This is a genomic window from Limnothrix sp. HT2024, from assembly GCF_059138625.1.
On record NZ_CM181121.1, the window covers coordinates 1,019,061 to 1,034,322 of the forward strand.

Consider the following 15,262-nt stretch of genomic DNA (forward strand, 5'->3'; position numbering starts at 1 on the left):
TTAGCCCTTGCCGCCCCCAATCAGGTAAAGCAGCGCCATGCGCACCGCAATGCCGCTAGTTACCTGATCCGGAACCAAGCTGAGGGCCGGGTCATCCATCACATCGGAAGCCAACTCCACGCCGCGATTCGTGGGGCCCGGGTGCAACACCCGCACTTGGGGCTGACAGAGCCGCAGTCGATCGCGCGTGATGCCATAGCGTTGGTGATATTCCCGCAAGCTGGGCAGCAGGTGTTGGCTCATTCGTTCCTGTTGCAACCGCAGGGTCATCACAAAATCCGCATCGGCCAAGGCCGGCTCCAGTTGCCAATGGATTTGGAGGGGCGATCGATCGGCCGTTGGCGGCAAAAATTGGGCAAATTCCCGAGGCAGCAGGGTTGGCGGCCCGGCCAAATGGACTTCCGCCCCCGCAGCCGTCAGGCTCCACAGGTTCGATCGGGCCACCCGTGAGTGCAAAATATCGCCCACGATCGCCACCTTTTTACCCCGCAAGTCCCCGATCGATGGTTTTTGGGGATTCAACACCTGGCAGATGGAGAACAGATCCAACAATCCCTGGGAAGGGTGTTCGTGTTGACCATCCCCCGCATTCAGCACACTCACCCCGGACTGCAGCCGATCCATCTCCGCCGCGATCGACTGGGGCACACCGGCCTGCTGGTGCCGAATCACCATAATGTCCGTCCCCATGGCCAAATAGGTTTTGGCTGTGTCTAGGATCGTTTCCCCCTTGGTGAGCGAAGATGATCCCGGCGCAAAGTTGAGAATATCCGCTGACAGGCGCTTGGCCGCCAGCTCAAAACTGCTGCGGGTGCGGGTCGAGGGTTCAAAAAACAGGTTGGTGACCACTTGCCCCTGAAGGGTGGGCACTTTTTTAGTGCGACGGGACAACACCTCGCGAAAACTAGCGGCGGTGGTCAACACGGTGTCGTAGTCTTCGCGCGAGAACTCCGCCAACGATAAGACGTGGCGGTGGGTCCAGCTTGCAGTGGTCATGGGGCGAGGGGAAATGCGGGCCAGCAATCCATTGAAGCGCAAATGCAGCGCAAACGGGTGCGCTGACGAAGGGGATTTGCCACGGCGATCGAATCAGGGGCCGAATCCATGGTTTACAAGGCGGTTTATACGGATTGGGCGATCGCGCCTTTGAAGAACCGATCAAGCACCGGCCAATCAACGACCAAGCACCCAAGCAAACATCGATTCAGCGCCCAATCAGCACTAGATTTTAAACACCCCATTCAGCCCCCGACCCCCTGCCGCCCAGTCCCCGACCAATCATGGATCTGGCCCCCCTTCAGACTCCATTTAGACCCAATTCAGAAAGCTTTCCAGTTCGGGGACGCTGGCTGACCCAAACCGGCAAGATTGAGTCACCTTCCTTTCAGCACCCCTTCAGCACTACTCCTCGTTGGAATTTTCGCCATGATGCTCGATCGCCCCTGGTTTCCTCAGTCTTCGCGACCCGCAACCCCTCGCCGTGCTGCTCTGGTCTTGGCGCTGCTGGCCCTGGCGGCTGTGCCGGGGTTGGCGGGCTGTAATTTGACCGGCGACCCTTCCGCCCAGGCGGCGGCAATTGATTCGGATCCGCTGCCCGATACGGTTTCGGTGGATCTATATAAACCGGACGGTGCTTGCAAAGGCTTGGTGGCCCAGTCCGTGAAAGTCCCGCGCGATCGTCCCTTGGAAGCGGCCGTGGGGCGGCTGTTGATTGAAGCCACTGGCGATAAACCCGATCCGGCCTTTGACCTGCGTCACTATCGCATCAGCTTGGACACAGCCAAGCGATCGGTCACCATTGACCTGCGCCTGAATCCCGATGGCCGCCGCAAGTTCCAATCCCTATCCAGTTGCGAACAGTTAACCCTGTTTGGCAGTTTGCAGGCGACCCTCACGCGCAATCGACTTTGGCCGGTCGATCGGGTCTATTTCACCGACGGCGATCACCCCTTGAGCCTGTAAGGGAGTGATCAGGCGAGATCGACCCATGGGCGATTATTTGGGCAATCCTTCAGCTCAATCCGCCTCCCCCGCATGGTAGGAGCTGCGCACCAGGGGCCCCGATCGCACCTGGGTAAATCCCAGCTCACGGGCCAGGTTTCCCAGGCGGTCAAACTCGGCCGGTGTCCAATATTTTTGGACGGGTAGATGGTCTAGGGACGGGCGTAGGTATTGGCCCAAGGTCAGCCGATCGCAATTCACCGATCGCAAATCTTGCAGGGCTTGCAAAATCTCCGCCTCCGTTTCCCCATGGCCCAACATCAGCCCGGACTTGGTGGGAATGGTGGGATCCAGTTCTTTCACCCAGCGCAACACATCCAGCGATCGGTGATATTTGGCCCCACGCCGCACGGGGCCTTGCAGCCGCTCCACCGTTTCCAGGTTGTGGTTATAGCAAGCGGGGCGCAAGGCCGCCACCGCTTCCACCCGCGATCGCTGCTTGGCCCGAGGGTCAGGCTGGCCGCCCCAAAAATCCGGGGTCAACACTTCGATGTCCGTGCCAGGGCATTGCGATCGAATGGCGGCGATCGTCTGTGCAAATACACTCGCGCCCCCATCGGGCAAATCATCCCGCGCCACCGAAGTCAGCACCACATAGCGCAACCCCAACAGCGCCACCGACTCCGCCACCTTGCGGGGTTCCTCCGGGTCGATCGGCATCGGTGCATGGCCCTTGTCCACCTGGCAAAAACCGCACGATCGGGTACAAACGGGCCCCATCAACAGAAACGTTGCGGTTCGATTGGCATAGCATTCCCCCCGATTGGGGCAGCGGCCCTCCTCGCAAATGGTGTGAATTTGCCGCTGCTTGATAATGCGCTGCACTTCAGCTAACTCACTGGCCCGGCCTAATCGGGGCTTCAGCCAGGTAGGCAACCCGTCGGGCACAGCGGAACTGGCGGCACTGGAAGAAGAGGACGGCGACACAGGCGGCAAATGGATTTTGGAAAATGAATTTCCCCTATTGTGGCGTAAAAATTTGTGGCGTAAGAATTGCGGGACAATTGGTTGGGTGATGGCGGAGCGAGGGTTTGGGCTAATTTGGGGGGGGCAACTATCCGGGCGATCGCCCATGTAGGCGGCCTCAGAAAAAGCCACAGCCGCGATCGGGGAACTCATCACGCCAGCGGTGGGGCTTTTCAAACCTCGGGACGATCGCCATATACTGGAGTCGCAGAGGCCCAAGGGGCTTAGCTGCCGATCCAGTGACCTGGAAATATTGCTGAAAATCTTTGGCGAACTCAACCCCAGGATTTGCAACGGTCTTCGGGAGTTTTCGGAAAGATTTTTCCCCCGGATACTACCCGAGAGTCCCGATCGCTCGTATCTTAAGCAGGGATACCCATTGCCAGCCTGTTTTCGGCCCCGATGGTGGCTGAATTCAGTCTTAAGCGATCGCTTCCTAACTTTTCATCCAACGCGCCGCCCCCTTGAAGGGCGATCGCCCCTATCACTCCCGACTCGTCTGCACGCAAGCCTAAGGAGAAAGTCGTGGCAACACACAAAATCCTCGTCATCGATGACAGCAAAGTGATTCGGCAGCGCGTCAAAGAAATGTTGCCAGCCGGAAACTTTGAAGTCCTCGAAGCCAAAGACGGACTCGAAGGGCTACAGCTCATTCAGCAAGAACATCCCAACCTGATCATGTTGGATTTCCTGTTGCCCAAAAAGAGCGGCTGGGAAGTCTATCAAGAAATTCAAACCCAACCCCACCTGCAAGCGATTCCGCTGCTGGTGATGTCGGGGCGCAAGGAAGAAGTGACCGAAAAAATTTCGGAACCCTTCGAGCGATTTGCCTTCATCGAAAAGCCCTTTGAAAAGAAAGAGCTAATCGAGTCCATCAAAGAAGCCATGCGGATCGCTTCGCGGATTCCGGCCGTGGCCCCACCGCCGGCCGCTGCCCCGGCCGCTGCGCCCATGGCAGCTCCGGGTGCTTCTGCCGCTGAAATCCAGGCCCTGGAGCAAAAAGTGGCAACCTTGCAAGCGGAAGTGGATCAACTGAAGAAGCAGTTGACCCAGCTTGTGACGTTCATTAAGCAAAAGTTGCGCTAGTTCATGCGCCGCCGGCCCGCTGGCATGACCCTGCCGCCGCCTTAGACCACCTCAAAAGCACCCGTATGAAACAGCATCAAAGTTCTGATCTTCAAAGTTCTGATTTTGAGACGAATTTTGGTGCAAGCCGTGGCGACCAACCCAACGACGGACAGCCCGCGCCCGATCGCCCCATAGCACCCAGCCACCAGCACCCATTCTTCGCTTGGCGGGTTTCCCCTTGGCTGACCAGCGCTCTGGTGGTGAGCACGGTGCTGGCGGGTGGTCTGGTGTGGGTGGCCTCGCCGCCGGCCTGTGCCTGTGGCTCTCCCTTGCAGCCCACGGTGGGATCGGTGGTGCGGGCCCAGCAGGCGTTTTATCAGGAGCATGGGCGGTTTGCCCGCGACGGCGCAGAGCTACAAGCCTGGGTGGGTGCGCTGGTGTCGCCCAATCTCAACCAGCAGTACCGCATCTACACCAGCGGCAATACAGACACGGCTTGGGTGATCGGTGAGCATCGATCGCCCCCGGAGCTAACGCCGCTGCGCTGGACACAGGTGCTGGTGAACAAACCCTTTGCCCGCAATTTGCCCTCGGATTATCAAATTCAGCTCAAGGCGGATACTCAGGGGCGATCGAGCCAAGCGATCCAGGTGAATCACTGCGAAATTCAGCGCCAGTGGGTGGGCCATCCGCCGCTGAAACCCTTGACGCTGATGGAAATGCCGCCCCGTTGCCAAGTCCGTTAAGCCATTAGGCATAAGGCGGCCAGCCATGCACAGAATCGGCTTGCGGTGGAGCCTTAGCGATCGAGTTGGTTCTTCAGGGAAGCCAGGGCAGACCAGCGGGCATCGATCGCCGGTTGGGCCTCCGCAGCGTCTTCCGGTTCCAGAATCCCTTGGCAGTCTTCGCTACAGAGCTGCTGGGCGGGCAGTTCAAGACAAAATTGCTGATAGAGCCAATCTTCGGGATAAAAATAACCCGTTGGCGACAAGGATTCTTGCAAATCCTCAGCGCTGATTTCCCGTTCCAGGGGTAAATCTTTGGACTCCGCCGCCTCATCCAACCAAATTGGCTCTTGGGTCTCGACCACCAGCCGCTGATTGTATTGACAAAGGCAGCGATCGCAAGTGAGAGTCACAATTCCTTCCGCCTGGGCTGACACCTCCAGAAAATTGCCCCGGTGAACCACACGCAACTTGCCGCGCACGGGGGTGAGGGTTTCCAAGCCTGGCAGAAAATCCTTAAATTCCCAACCGATCGTTCGATTGGTGGCCTTCAGGATGTGGGGAATATAGACCGAATCCACGGTAGGAACCCCGCAGCGGGGAGGGTAAAGATGGGTGCGATCGGGAATGGCAGCAGACCACTGGCTATTCCCGAATGGCCAGCCCGACCCAAGCCGCCGAACCCCCAAGGCCCGGCGGCGCGGGTCAAGCTAGGCTTCGGTTGACTTCAGGGCCACCACCAACCGGCGGTGGGGTTCTTGGCCTTCGCTGTGGGTGGCGATGTCTTCGTAGGCCGCGAGCATGGCGTGGAGCTGTTTGCGCTGGGATGAGGAGAGTGAGTCGATCGCCACCGACTCCCCCGTTTCACGAACCTGCGACACCGCATTGGCCGCCACCGACTCCAGCTCGGCCCGTTGCTGGGCCCGGTAGCCGTTGAGTTCGATCGTGTAACCGCAATGGTCATCCCGATCGACCCCCACGTTCAGCAGCATATTCGCCAAATACTGCATCGCATCCAGGGTCACCCCCGCTTCACCCACCACGCTGGTGATTTGCTCCGGAGACCAGGGCGAAGCGTCGATCGTGAGCCAATAGTTCAGCACATGATCGATCGGGTCGTGCTCGGCCTGCACCTGGGTTGGCAAACCCAAGCGCGCCAGCAGCCCCTCCAGCCAAATTCGTCCCCGATCGCCCGGATCACTCATCACGACTTGCCCTTCTGCTTGTTGTTGTTCGTGCTGGGTTTGTTGCCTGGGCCCTTGCTCGGCTGATTCTTCGCCGGGCTGCTGGCCTTGGTGCTCTTGGGTTCAAACGGCAGCCGGCCCGTAGCGCCATCCACCGCCACCGCCTTCACATCCACAATGCCCTGAGCTTCCGCCATCTTTTGGATATTCTCCGGCAGCGGTTCCCGAGACAAAATGAACGCTTGGGCCGTTTGGAACAGGTTCGCCACCACCATGTACATCAGCACCCCAGCCGGCAGGGGGAAAAACAGAAACATCCCCGAAAAAATAATCGGAGTCAGCTTATTTGCCGCCGCCTGTTGCGGATTATCCGTTGCCCCTTGGCTGGAAATCGATTGGCTGACATAAAGGCTCAAGCCAAACAGCAGCACCATCGCCACAATATCCCAGTGGATCCCCTCATCGTCCACTGCGCCCACATGGCCCAGCGCACTGATGAACAGGAAGCCCTTGCTCGCCGCCAGGCCGGGAATCGTCCCTTGCAGGGTCACATCTCCCGGTTGCAGCGCCGTGATTTCACCGTTGGGGCCCAACTGCACCCGCTCGGCTCCCTTCATCACCTGCCACTTGGGCGAGAGGTCAATGTCCCCACCGGCTTCTGTGGCCAGGGTGGTCAGGGTTTTGCCTTCGGGCGTTTGGAACTCCAGCTTGGTGGTGTCACCCACGGCCAGGCGCGTGCCACCGGGCAGCAAACCCACCACGGGATAGTGGGTGCTGTCGGAAATGTAGATGTTCTTGGGCGGGGTGGCAAACGCTTCCGGTTGCACCCGCTCAATTTGCTCCTGGGGCAAAATTTGCAGATTCACGGAATAGGGCACATCCGCAAACGGCGAGCCACGCAGGGTGGTGAACAGGGCAATCAGCACGGGCATTTGCACCAGAATCGGGAAACAACCGGCCAGGGGGTTCCCAAATTCCTTGTAAACGGCGCTGAGTTCTTCCTGCTGTTTCGTGGGGTCGTTTTTGTAGCGCTCTTGAATGTCCTTGATCTTTTTCTGCATGATCGGCTGGGTGATCTTCATCCGCCGCATACTGCGGATGGAGCCAGCGCTGATCGGATAGAGGGCAAAGCGCACCACCAGCGTCAGGGCGATGATGGCGAGGCCATAGCTGGGCACGATTCCATAGAAAAAATCCAGGATCGGCAGCATGACGTTGTTTGAGAGAAATCCAACTCCGAAATCCATGCGCGTTGCGTCGGTTGTGCGATCGAGTTGTTAAAAGTTATCAAAAAACCGTCAACGGGCGGTCAACGATTCGTTAAACGAAGGCAAAACAGCAAGGCTGGCCCAGGGTGACGCGATCGAGCCGAACGCTCACCCCATGAACCAGAGCCACCCTAGCCCAAAGATGTGACTTCAGCTTATGCAAAGTGGAGCCCCTTGGGGGGCGGTTACCCAGTGGGGACTACCGCCCTGGCCGCGGGCCGCCAATGCCGCCCCAATCGTCACAGCCCAATCGTCACAGCCTAATCAACACGTAACCCTCCGCCGGAAGCCACAAGGCCGTGCAAGCAGGAGGGTTGAACAGGAGCAGCGAGGGGGCGATCGGGCGGTTTAGCGCTTGCTGGTGGCGGTTTGGGCCGCTGCGCCGATCCGCTCGTTGATGTAGTCCGCGACGGCTCGGAAGTTGGGAACCGATCGCATTTCCAGGCGGCTACCATCCTTGAGGGTCAGCACCATATCACCCCAAGCACCCCACCCCCGAGGCACGGCCACAACGGCGCGAATTTCGGGATAAATCACATCGGAGCGATCGCGCCCTTGCCAACCGCTGGTGATTGAAATGCGGCGGCTGGTGATGCGATAGCGCAACCAAAAGGCCCGCACGATCGAGCCGATGGTGAGGGGCAGGCAAATGATCGTTAGACCCAACAGCAGGTTGACGATCAAATCGCCACGGTGGGGGCCGCCCTCATAGTAAACATCTTCCTTGATACCCATAGTCCAGTGCTCGTAAGGTTCAGTGCGGGCCAAATGGGGCGAATTGGGCGATCGCCGCCCCTGGGGAATGGGGCAAAGTCAACAGCGCAAACACAACGGTTTAAACGCTGGCTTGCTCCAAATCCAACTTGGCGGCGGTCAGCAACTGTTCCAATTCTTGCAGAATTTGGGGGTACTGACACAGGGGCATGGCTGGACGCACACTAATCACCGCCAGCCAACCGAGGGGCATGGTCGGCAAGTGCTGGCACAAAATACCGTGAATTTGTCGCCGCAGCCGATTGCGCACAACGGCGCGTTTATCAACTTTGCGGCTGATGCTGATGCCAACTTTCGGAGCCGGGGCCAGGGTGGGCAGCGTGGGGGCAACGGCCGCCGATGGTTCGCTGGGGGCGATCGCGGGGCTTGCCGATGGCCGGTAGACCCAAAGGGTTAGGTGCTTGCTGCGATACCGTTTGCCTTGCCGATACACTCGGTCAAAGTCATGGCGATGTCGAAGTCGGTAGGCTTGGGGTAAGGCCATGCACGTTTGGGTGTAGGGGCGATCGCTCAACCACCCTGTGACAGACTGCCGGTGAGCAATCCTTAAACCGCCAACCGAGCGCGACCGCGACGGCGACGAGCATTCAGCACGCGGCGACCGTTCTTAGTCCGCATCCGGGCACGGAAGCCGGAAACACGCTTGCGCTTGCGATTGGTTCCTTCAAGAGTACGCTTGGTCATGGTTGGGCTAGCTCCGAGTGGGCGATTGGCGGACTAAGCGTTGACCAAACGGAAGCGGGGGCGATCGCACGGGAACGGTTCACGGCTGCACCCAACTGCTGTCTGGCTTGGCAGTCCATTAAATTGGTTCAACAAATTTAGCGCCTGTCTAGGTGTTAGAAAGCGCGACTTTCGATGATATCACGAGCCGGTGCGTTGGCCGGAGATCCGCAAGTCGCGCTGGGCCGCGATTCTATTGATCGGTGTTGTCGTCGGGGTTGTTGGGCGGCCGATCAGGAAAGTAGCCCGTCATTTTGCCCAGCACCAGGCCGCCGATGCCCAACACGCCTTTTTCAAACAGGCCTTTGAAGGTTTGGAACAGTTCGGATTGTTGGGGATTGAGCTGGGGTTGGCTGGCCAGGTGGATGGCGGCCCCACCCGAGAGGGCGGTGAACAAAACGGAGACGATCAGCAGTTGTTGATAGATTTGCGGGCGTTTCATGGGAGGTGGCTCCTGTATTTGGGACTCCTCCAGTGAAAAACAGTTGGCTCTCAGATGTTAGATGCGAGAAAATTCTCAGAGGTGATGAGAAATTCTCAGCATGACTCCAGCCCGCGCCAAAGAAATTTTCGACAAGCTGCCACCCAAGCGAAAAGCCGTCCTAGAGCGGATTGTGCGCGGGGAAACCAAGATCAAAATTGCTACAGACCTATGCGGTGGCAACACGGATAACGTGGGACAACATTTGCGTCAACTGTATAAGGACTTTGGGATCAGGGTAGAAGGACAAAATAAGCTGCCAGTATTGATTGCGGAGTTCAAGGCTTGGCAGGTTGCTTGGGGCGATGCGATCGAGCCTGTGCAGTCCGAATCGGCATCGGATGCGATCGATGTGTCGTGGGTGCGATCGCAGGTGGAGGCAGATTTACGGCGGCGGTGCGGCACAATGAAAGTCCTAGATATGGAGCAGCCGATTGCCTTAAGCACGATTTATACCCAAGTAAATGTGTTGGAGAAGTTGACAGAAAATCAACGTTTTACCATATCGGAACTTCGTGAAAATTTAGATGAAGTTGAAGATTTTGACCGCTTTTGCCTAGGTCGAGTTCGGCAAGAGAGAATTTCTGGCTTGAATGCTATTGAACAACATAAGGCCCTCATGGTTTTAGGTAAACCAGGATCAGGAAAAACTACATTTTTAAAACATTTAACAATTGCTTGCTTAGATCAAAAAATTTTTAAAGAATATGTACCAGTTTTTGTAACTCTTAAAGAATGGTCAGAGTCTTCTAAGCAGCCGGGATTGATAAAGTTTATTGCAGATCAATGGTCAAAAGCCTCCATCCCTCAATCCAGCAAAATAGTATGGGAGCTACTGAAAGAGGGTCGAATTTTAATATTTTTTGATGGACTAGATGAAGTTTTAGCAAATGATACCAATCGAACTATCCAAGAAGTCAATAATTTAGTGCGAAATTTTCCTAAAAATAGATTCGTCATGACTTGTAGGATTGCGGCAAAAGAATACAGCTTTAGTAACTTTTCTGAAGTAGAAATGGCAGATTTTACACAAGATCAAATAAAGGAATTTGTCAATAATTGGTTTAAATATCATGAAGACATTCCTAAAATCAATCAGTTTATTCAACAATTAAAAGTAAACGAGCCAATTCTAGAGCTAGCAAGTAATCCACTTCTATTAACATTGCTATGTTTAGTATTTGGTGAAAGTGGTAATTTTCCGCGTAATCGCGTCAGACTTTATGAAGAAGGTGTAAATCTTTTATTGAAGAAATGGGATGGAAAACGGAACATTCAGCGAGATAAAATCTATAAAAAGTTATCCGTTGATCGAAAAGAAGATTTATTATCTCAGCTAGCTTTTTCCACTTTTCAGGAAGGACGTTACTTTTTTGAAAAATCTATAGCCAAGAAAGAAATTGTGGGCTATATATCAAACCTACCTGATGTTCAAAACAACCCAAAAGCACTGAGCCTGGATAGTGAGGCTATCCTGCATTCTATCGTGGCACAGCATGGGCTACTTATCGAACGATCGCGTGGAATTTATTCCTTTTCCCACTTAACATTTCACGAGTATTTTGCTGCACGTGAAATATTCCTTAGTCAAAATCTTGATCTTTGGAATTTACTGTCAACAAATATATCAAGAAAATCTTGGAGAGAAATTACCTTGCTGGTAGTGGGAGGTATGAGAAAAGCAGATGAATTAATGAAACTCTTAAGCAAGAGAGTCAATAAATTAATTGCCTTTGATCGTGATCTCAATGAAATACTTGAATGGGTTTCAATCAAGATGAATTCTAATTTATCTTTCCAAAAAAGATACTTGGCTGGTTGCTTCTATTTAACAAGTGTAATCAATTTTGATCAGGCAATTGAAATTTCTAATACAATGTACCATGAAGATAATGATGATTCTTATTCCATTCTGCTAGATCGATGCTTGATGTCAATTTCAGAATATTACGAAACCGAAGATGATTCAAATTCTCTATTTGAAAATCTAGGTTATGCACTAAAGCTTTGTGAACTCATGAAAAATGAAATTCTTGGTAAAAAGATTCAAGAATTAACCCTAAGAATCGACTCAATACTTGATTTTGATAGTGAGCAAGGCAACCTTGAAGAGAGACCATGGCTTTCCGAGTTTAGATCGACTGCAATTAGATATCGAGATGTCTGCCATCAGTGGTCGCTATCTTATGAACAAAGAGACTTACTGCAAGAATATGCAGCCGCTTCTTGGAGGTTGCTGGAATGTTTGAATACGGATTGTTATTTGTCCCGAGAAGTGCGGCAAGACATCGAAGCCACAATGCTGCGCCCGATCGCCCAAATTAAGGAATACTACGCCGCCAAAGGCAAATCCTATCCACCCATTCCCAACCCCTAACCCGCGATCGCCGACACACTCGATCGGGGATTCGCAGGCACAAAATCTTCCTCCCGCAACCCCAACTCAATCAAGTCATCGATCAAAGAATCCGTACCATTCCACTCCACCCGAATTTGCTCCCCGATCGCCCGCAAATGCACCACCACACTGTGGATGCGATCGCGCCCCGACCACCCCACATTCATTAGCAAATAATTCCCCGTCTCCACATCACAAACCGCAATCAGCTCCACCCCCCGATCCGTCCGCGCCAACGCCACATACCGCTGAAAAACCGTCTGAATCGCCCGCCGAAAATTGATATCCTCAGCCATTGCCACACCTCAGTAGGTTGGGTAGAGCCTTGCGAAACCCAACGCGATGATTGGAAGTGTTACGGGTGTTGGGTTTCATGCTTCAACCCAACCTACTCAGCAACCTGTTTTGGGTCAACCAAAGCTAGCCTAGAAACAAAGCGAAAATGATCTATCAACAGCAAGCATCATGACCCAGATTATTGCTGCCCAAGATGTCACCCTTCGGAACCTGAAACAAGACTTTGGGTTGCAACTGACCGATGATGCCGACTTTTTTCCCGAGTGGCGATCGCCCCAACCCAGCCTCAGCCTCCTCGAACAACAACTGCTCGATCGCGTCAAACAAAACTTCCAAACCCTGCTCGAAGACCCGCCCCTCCTCGAAGACGGCGTAAAAATGGTCGTGCTTGCCCCCCTGCTCGACCTCGCCGGTTTCTATCAAAAACCCTTCAGGATTCAAACCGAAAGCCGCATCGAAATCACCGCCGAAGATCAAGGGGCGATCGTCCGTGGCCGCATTGATGTGTTGGTGCTGCACGATCGCCTCTGGGTACTGGTGATCGAATCCAAACGCAGCGACTTTTCCGCCCTGCGAGCCATCCCCCAAGCCCTCGCCTATTTGTTAGCCAATCCCCAAGGCGATCGCCCCAGCTATGGACTGATCACCACTGGCAACGAATTTCTGTTTTTGAAAACCGACGGGATATCCAAGCGCTACGCCAACTCCCGCCTATTTTCCTTGCTGAATCCCGGCAACGAACTTTACGACGTGCTGCAAATCCTGCGCACCTTGGGTGCGACTCTGCAACCAGCACGATCGTAAAGCCGAACTATTGCGGGCGCTGGACGATCACCTCGCGGATCCGTTGCTTGCGATCGGGGTCGATCGCCACCAACCGCACATAACAATCCAGGTTTTCCGCCAGGCAGGTTTCCAACTTCCCGATCGCCTCCGTTTCCTGGTGCGGTTCCGCCGTTCCGTAACATTGCCAGGAATTCGCGTTGTAGTGGCGCTTGTCGGCCACCTCGATCCCCAGCCGATAGCCATTGTTCACGATCGGCACGAGCTGCGATCGAATTGTCGGGCCCAAGGGCTGCACCAACTTCGGCCGCTGGCTGCTGCGATATTCCAACTTCGCTTCCAGATCTGGGTTGCCACTCAGGGGCGGCAACTCCGGTTCCAGGTTCGGCCGGGGAGCGCCGCCGGGTTTAGGTTCCGGGGCGATCGGCTGGGTTTGGGTGTGGGTCGCCACGGCCGGTTCGGGCGTTGGGGCCCCTGGCGGTTCGGCACTGTAAGGGCGCGATCGACCCTGTAGCCCGTTGGTTTCGCCCTGGCCGTTTTGGCTCACCGTTTCGCTGGCGGAATTGGCCTCGCGGTGGGGATTGTAGGTCGCCACCAGATGTAGTTCTTGAATTCGATCTTGCTCCTTCACCAAGGCCGCCCCGATCGCCTTCAGTTGCTCCAGGGTCGGTTGCGGTTCCGCAAACTGGGGCAGCGCTTCCTTGGATTTCAGCAACCGATTCGACACCTGAGCCAAGCCCGTGTCTTGGATGAATTGCCGCACCAGGTCGTCATAGACCCGCGATTTCATGGCCCCAAAGAAGTCCACGGACTGCTTAGGGAAGGTTTCCACCAGCTCGGCCACGGCCCGATCGGCCAAGCCCAGCCCCTCAAACATGCCGCGCACCACTTCCAGCCGTTCCGCCGCCGTCGGTTCCCAATAAAACTTCTCCATCCGCCCGTCGCGGGTCAAGGGCGCATAGAGCGTGCCAAAGTCGTTGCCCGTGACGATGATCGGGATCCGGCGCACCGGTTCGCTGTCGTAGCTGCCGGGCAACTGCACATTGGTCGGGTTGTCGGCAATGTTCATCAGGGTGGCGTTCACCAGTTGGGTGTTCACCGTGTATTGGGTCAGGCGATCGAACCGGCCCGCCCCCGCGTCGATGTCGTTAATCAACAGCACGCACATCCGCCCGCGCACCTTCACCATGTCCGAGGCTTCCCGGTAGCGCAACCGCAACAGCCGGGCCGGGTCGCCCGCGTCGGGGCTTTCCAGTTCGCCGCCGGAAATATGCACCGCGTCGATGCCCATTTGCTCGAACACAAGGTTGCACTGAAACGTTTTGCCCTCGCCTTTTTTGCCATGAATGCCCAAAATCAGCGGCACGGGCACGCGCGGCAAGTTCAGGAAGTTCTTGACCGCGTGGACGGCGACTTTTTCGGTGAAGCGGGGCGAAACGAAGTAAGACATGGTGCGCAACGGAGACAACGGGAACGGCGCAACCCAAGCGCCAGGGCAATTATCGCCTATCCCGTACCCCTCCCCGATCGAACCCTGATTAGCAATTGTTTTGGGTGCGATCGGGATCCTGTTGGCGAAACCCACCAACAGACCCCTTGCATCAATCTCCTGACGAGCCAAGAATCCTTACAGACAAAGAATAGAAACAAAGAAGTAAACAGCATGACCGAAATTGCATTTTTGGGATTGGGCGTGATGGGCAGCGCCATGGCGGCCAACTTGGCCCGGAGTGGCGCGACGGTGCGGGGCTGGAATCGCACGCCCGATCGCCCGACGGTGGCCCAAGCGGCGGCGGCGGGCGTGACGATCGCCCCCGACTTGTCCGCAGCGGTGGCCGAGGCGGATTTGATTTTTTCCTGTTTGGGCGATGTGCCCGATGTGCGGCAGGTGTTGTTGGGAGCGGGCGGTGCGGCGGCGGTGGCGCGGGCCGGGGCGCTGCTTGTGGATTTCACCACGATCGGGAGTGTGGCGGCGATCGAGCTGGGAACGGCCCTGCGATCGCTGGGGTTTGGGTTTTTGGATGCGCCGGTTTCCGGGGGGGACGTGGGGGCCCAGCGGGGAACCTTGACGATCATGGTGGGGGGTGAGCGGGCGGATTTTGAGCGATCGCACCCTTGGTTAGGATTCATGGGCCAAACCATTCGCCACTGTGGCCCGATCGGCAGTGGCCAGGCGGTGAAGCTCTGCAACCAGGTGTTGGCCGCCGGTCACATGCTGGCCCTGTGCGAGGCCCTGCAATTGGCCGCTGCCCAGAATTTGGATCCGCAGTTGGTAATTGAGGTTTGCAGCACCGGAGCGGCCGGGTCTTGGGCCTTGGCCAATTTGGGGCCGAAAATTTTGGCGGAGGATTTGGCCCCGGGCTTTGCGATCGCCCATATGCAAAAGGATTTGCGTCTGGTGGCGGAAGCCGCCGGCCACTGTGCTTTACCGGTGACGGAACTGGCAAATCAGATCTTTCAGCGGGTTAGCGCCCTTGACGACGGCCAGGGCGCACAGCAAGGCACACAAGCGGCGATTCGCGCCTATAAGACAACGATCCCGAAATAATTCTGTGCAATTTGAAACCGTAAGCTAAAGTAGACACTCGGTAGGT

17 protein-coding genes are annotated in these 15,262 nt (G+C 55.8%); 6 read left to right on the forward strand and 11 right to left on the reverse strand.

The features are described from left to right. The gene (locus AC2IAX_RS04180) at nucleotides 1-996 is read right to left on the reverse strand and encodes an aspartate carbamoyltransferase catalytic subunit (RefSeq protein ID WP_494389464.1); all 996 of its coding nucleotides are present in this window, start codon (nucleotides 994-996) and stop codon (nucleotides 1-3) included. Between the two features lie 429 nt (nucleotides 997-1,425). Between AC2IAX_RS04180 and AC2IAX_RS04185 the strand changes: the two genes are divergently transcribed. Beyond that, nucleotides 1,426-1,962 (forward strand): hypothetical protein, encoded by a 537-nt coding sequence (locus AC2IAX_RS04185; RefSeq protein ID WP_494389465.1) that lies wholly within the window; start codon nucleotides 1,426-1,428, stop codon nucleotides 1,960-1,962. A gap of 54 nt (nucleotides 1,963-2,016) precedes the next feature. Here the strand turns inward: AC2IAX_RS04185 and lipA are convergent, their stop codons facing one another. Continuing rightward, complete coding sequence (gene lipA, locus AC2IAX_RS04190; protein ID WP_494389466.1) at nucleotides 2,017-3,120, reverse strand: lipoyl synthase; 1,104 nt, start codon at nucleotides 3,118-3,120, stop codon at nucleotides 2,017-2,019. A gap of 372 nt (nucleotides 3,121-3,492) precedes the next feature. Between lipA and AC2IAX_RS04195 the strand changes: the two genes are divergently transcribed. Continuing rightward, nucleotides 3,493-4,053 (forward strand): response regulator, encoded by a 561-nt coding sequence (locus AC2IAX_RS04195; protein ID WP_494389467.1) that lies wholly within the window; start codon nucleotides 3,493-3,495, stop codon nucleotides 4,051-4,053. Nucleotides 4,054-4,118: 65 nt separating this feature from the next. Next, a complete protein-coding gene (locus tag AC2IAX_RS04200) occupies nucleotides 4,119-4,781 on the forward strand; it encodes a hypothetical protein (protein WP_494389468.1) in 663 nt (220 codons plus the stop codon). A 53-nt stretch (nucleotides 4,782-4,834) separates the two neighbouring features. On the opposite strand, the gene AC2IAX_RS04205 is transcribed toward AC2IAX_RS04200, so the two are convergent. The 7 genes from AC2IAX_RS04205 to AC2IAX_RS04235 all read right to left on the reverse strand — a co-directional run bounded on the left by AC2IAX_RS04205 (nucleotide 4,835) and on the right by AC2IAX_RS04235 (nucleotide 9,151). After that, nucleotides 4,835-5,341, reverse strand: coding sequence for a YceD family protein (locus tag AC2IAX_RS04205; RefSeq protein WP_494390271.1), 507 nt, complete (start codon nucleotides 5,339-5,341; stop codon nucleotides 4,835-4,837). Between the two features lie 129 nt (nucleotides 5,342-5,470). Beyond that, nucleotides 5,471-5,965, reverse strand: a complete 495-nt coding sequence (locus AC2IAX_RS04210; protein WP_494389469.1) for a Jag family protein — start codon at nucleotides 5,963-5,965, stop codon at nucleotides 5,471-5,473. Next, nucleotides 5,965-7,191, reverse strand: coding sequence for a membrane protein insertase YidC (gene yidC / locus AC2IAX_RS04215; protein ID WP_494389470.1), 1,227 nt, complete (start codon nucleotides 7,189-7,191; stop codon nucleotides 5,965-5,967). Before yidC ends, AC2IAX_RS04210 begins: the two co-directional genes overlap by 1 nt. 369 nt (nucleotides 7,192-7,560) lie before the next feature. Then, nucleotides 7,561-7,947, reverse strand: coding sequence for a PH domain-containing protein (locus AC2IAX_RS04220; RefSeq protein ID WP_494389471.1), 387 nt, complete (start codon nucleotides 7,945-7,947; stop codon nucleotides 7,561-7,563). 100 nt (nucleotides 7,948-8,047) lie between these two features. After that, the gene (gene rnpA, locus AC2IAX_RS04225) at nucleotides 8,048-8,500 is read right to left on the reverse strand and encodes a ribonuclease P protein component (protein WP_494389472.1); all 453 of its coding nucleotides are present in this window, start codon (nucleotides 8,498-8,500) and stop codon (nucleotides 8,048-8,050) included. Between the two features lie 32 nt (nucleotides 8,501-8,532). Beyond that, nucleotides 8,533-8,670: a 50S ribosomal protein L34 gene (gene rpmH / locus AC2IAX_RS04230; RefSeq protein WP_099534334.1), complete on the reverse strand. Its 138-nt coding sequence runs from the start codon at nucleotides 8,668-8,670 to the stop codon at nucleotides 8,533-8,535. Between the two features lie 232 nt (nucleotides 8,671-8,902). Next, entirely contained in the window at nucleotides 8,903-9,151 is a 249-nt protein-coding gene (locus AC2IAX_RS04235) for a hypothetical protein (RefSeq protein ID WP_494389473.1), read from the reverse strand. Between the two features lie 100 nt (nucleotides 9,152-9,251). Between AC2IAX_RS04235 and AC2IAX_RS04240 the strand changes: the two genes are divergently transcribed. After that, the gene (locus AC2IAX_RS04240) at nucleotides 9,252-11,567 is read left to right on the forward strand and encodes an NACHT domain-containing protein (RefSeq protein ID WP_494389474.1); all 2,316 of its coding nucleotides are present in this window, start codon (nucleotides 9,252-9,254) and stop codon (nucleotides 11,565-11,567) included. On the opposite strand, the gene AC2IAX_RS04245 is transcribed toward AC2IAX_RS04240, so the two are convergent. After that, entirely contained in the window at nucleotides 11,564-11,884 is a 321-nt protein-coding gene (locus AC2IAX_RS04245) for an element excision factor XisI family protein (RefSeq protein WP_494389475.1), read from the reverse strand. The genes AC2IAX_RS04240 and AC2IAX_RS04245 overlap by 4 nt on opposite strands. 169 nt (nucleotides 11,885-12,053) lie before the next feature. On the opposite strand from AC2IAX_RS04245, the gene AC2IAX_RS04250 reads away from it, so the two are divergent. Beyond that, the gene (locus AC2IAX_RS04250; RefSeq protein ID WP_494389476.1) at nucleotides 12,054-12,689 is read left to right on the forward strand and encodes a type I restriction endonuclease; all 636 of its coding nucleotides are present in this window, start codon (nucleotides 12,054-12,056) and stop codon (nucleotides 12,687-12,689) included. Between the two features lie 7 nt (nucleotides 12,690-12,696). Here AC2IAX_RS04250 and AC2IAX_RS04255 read toward each other — a convergent pair whose 3' ends face one another. Next, nucleotides 12,697-14,118 (reverse strand): AAA family ATPase, encoded by a 1,422-nt coding sequence (locus tag AC2IAX_RS04255; RefSeq protein ID WP_494389477.1) that lies wholly within the window; start codon nucleotides 14,116-14,118, stop codon nucleotides 12,697-12,699. A 213-nt stretch (nucleotides 14,119-14,331) separates the two neighbouring features. Here AC2IAX_RS04255 and AC2IAX_RS04260 point away from each other — a divergent pair, with 213 nt between their 5' ends. Then, nucleotides 14,332-15,216, forward strand: coding sequence for an NAD(P)-dependent oxidoreductase (locus AC2IAX_RS04260; protein WP_494389478.1), 885 nt, complete (start codon nucleotides 14,332-14,334; stop codon nucleotides 15,214-15,216). Nucleotides 15,217-15,262: the final 46 nt, after the last annotated feature.

What these genes read in the sequence shown, in the direction of transcription:
- AC2IAX_RS04180 (WP_494389464.1), bottom strand. Translation starts at nt 996, where the DNA reads ATGACCACTGCAAGCTGGACCCACCGCCACGTCTTATCGTTGGCGGAG.
- AC2IAX_RS04185 (WP_494389465.1), top strand. Translation starts at nt 1,426, where the DNA reads ATGATGCTCGATCGCCCCTGGTTTCCTCAGTCTTCGCGACCCGCAACC.
- lipA (WP_494389466.1), bottom strand. Translation starts at nt 3,120, where the DNA reads ATGAGTTCCCCGATCGCGGCTGTGGCTTTTTCTGAGGCCGCCTACATG.
- AC2IAX_RS04200 (WP_494389468.1), top strand. Translation starts at nt 4,119, where the DNA reads ATGAAACAGCATCAAAGTTCTGATCTTCAAAGTTCTGATTTTGAGACG.
- AC2IAX_RS04210 (WP_494389469.1), bottom strand. Translation starts at nt 5,965, where the DNA reads ATGAGTGATCCGGGCGATCGGGGACGAATTTGGCTGGAGGGGCTGCTG.
- yidC (WP_494389470.1), bottom strand. Translation starts at nt 7,191, where the DNA reads ATGGATTTCGGAGTTGGATTTCTCTCAAACAACGTCATGCTGCCGATC.
- AC2IAX_RS04220 (WP_494389471.1), bottom strand. Translation starts at nt 7,947, where the DNA reads ATGGGTATCAAGGAAGATGTTTACTATGAGGGCGGCCCCCACCGTGGC.
- rpmH (WP_099534334.1), bottom strand. Translation starts at nt 8,670, where the DNA reads ATGACCAAGCGTACTCTTGAAGGAACCAATCGCAAGCGCAAGCGTGTT.
- AC2IAX_RS04235 (WP_494389473.1), bottom strand. Translation starts at nt 9,151, where the DNA reads ATGAAACGCCCGCAAATCTATCAACAACTGCTGATCGTCTCCGTTTTG.
- AC2IAX_RS04240 (WP_494389474.1), top strand. Translation starts at nt 9,252, where the DNA reads ATGACTCCAGCCCGCGCCAAAGAAATTTTCGACAAGCTGCCACCCAAG.
- AC2IAX_RS04245 (WP_494389475.1), bottom strand. Translation starts at nt 11,884, where the DNA reads ATGGCTGAGGATATCAATTTTCGGCGGGCGATTCAGACGGTTTTTCAG.
- AC2IAX_RS04250 (WP_494389476.1), top strand. Translation starts at nt 12,054, where the DNA reads ATGACCCAGATTATTGCTGCCCAAGATGTCACCCTTCGGAACCTGAAA.
- AC2IAX_RS04255 (WP_494389477.1), bottom strand. Translation starts at nt 14,118, where the DNA reads ATGTCTTACTTCGTTTCGCCCCGCTTCACCGAAAAAGTCGCCGTCCAC.
- AC2IAX_RS04260 (WP_494389478.1), top strand. Translation starts at nt 14,332, where the DNA reads ATGACCGAAATTGCATTTTTGGGATTGGGCGTGATGGGCAGCGCCATG.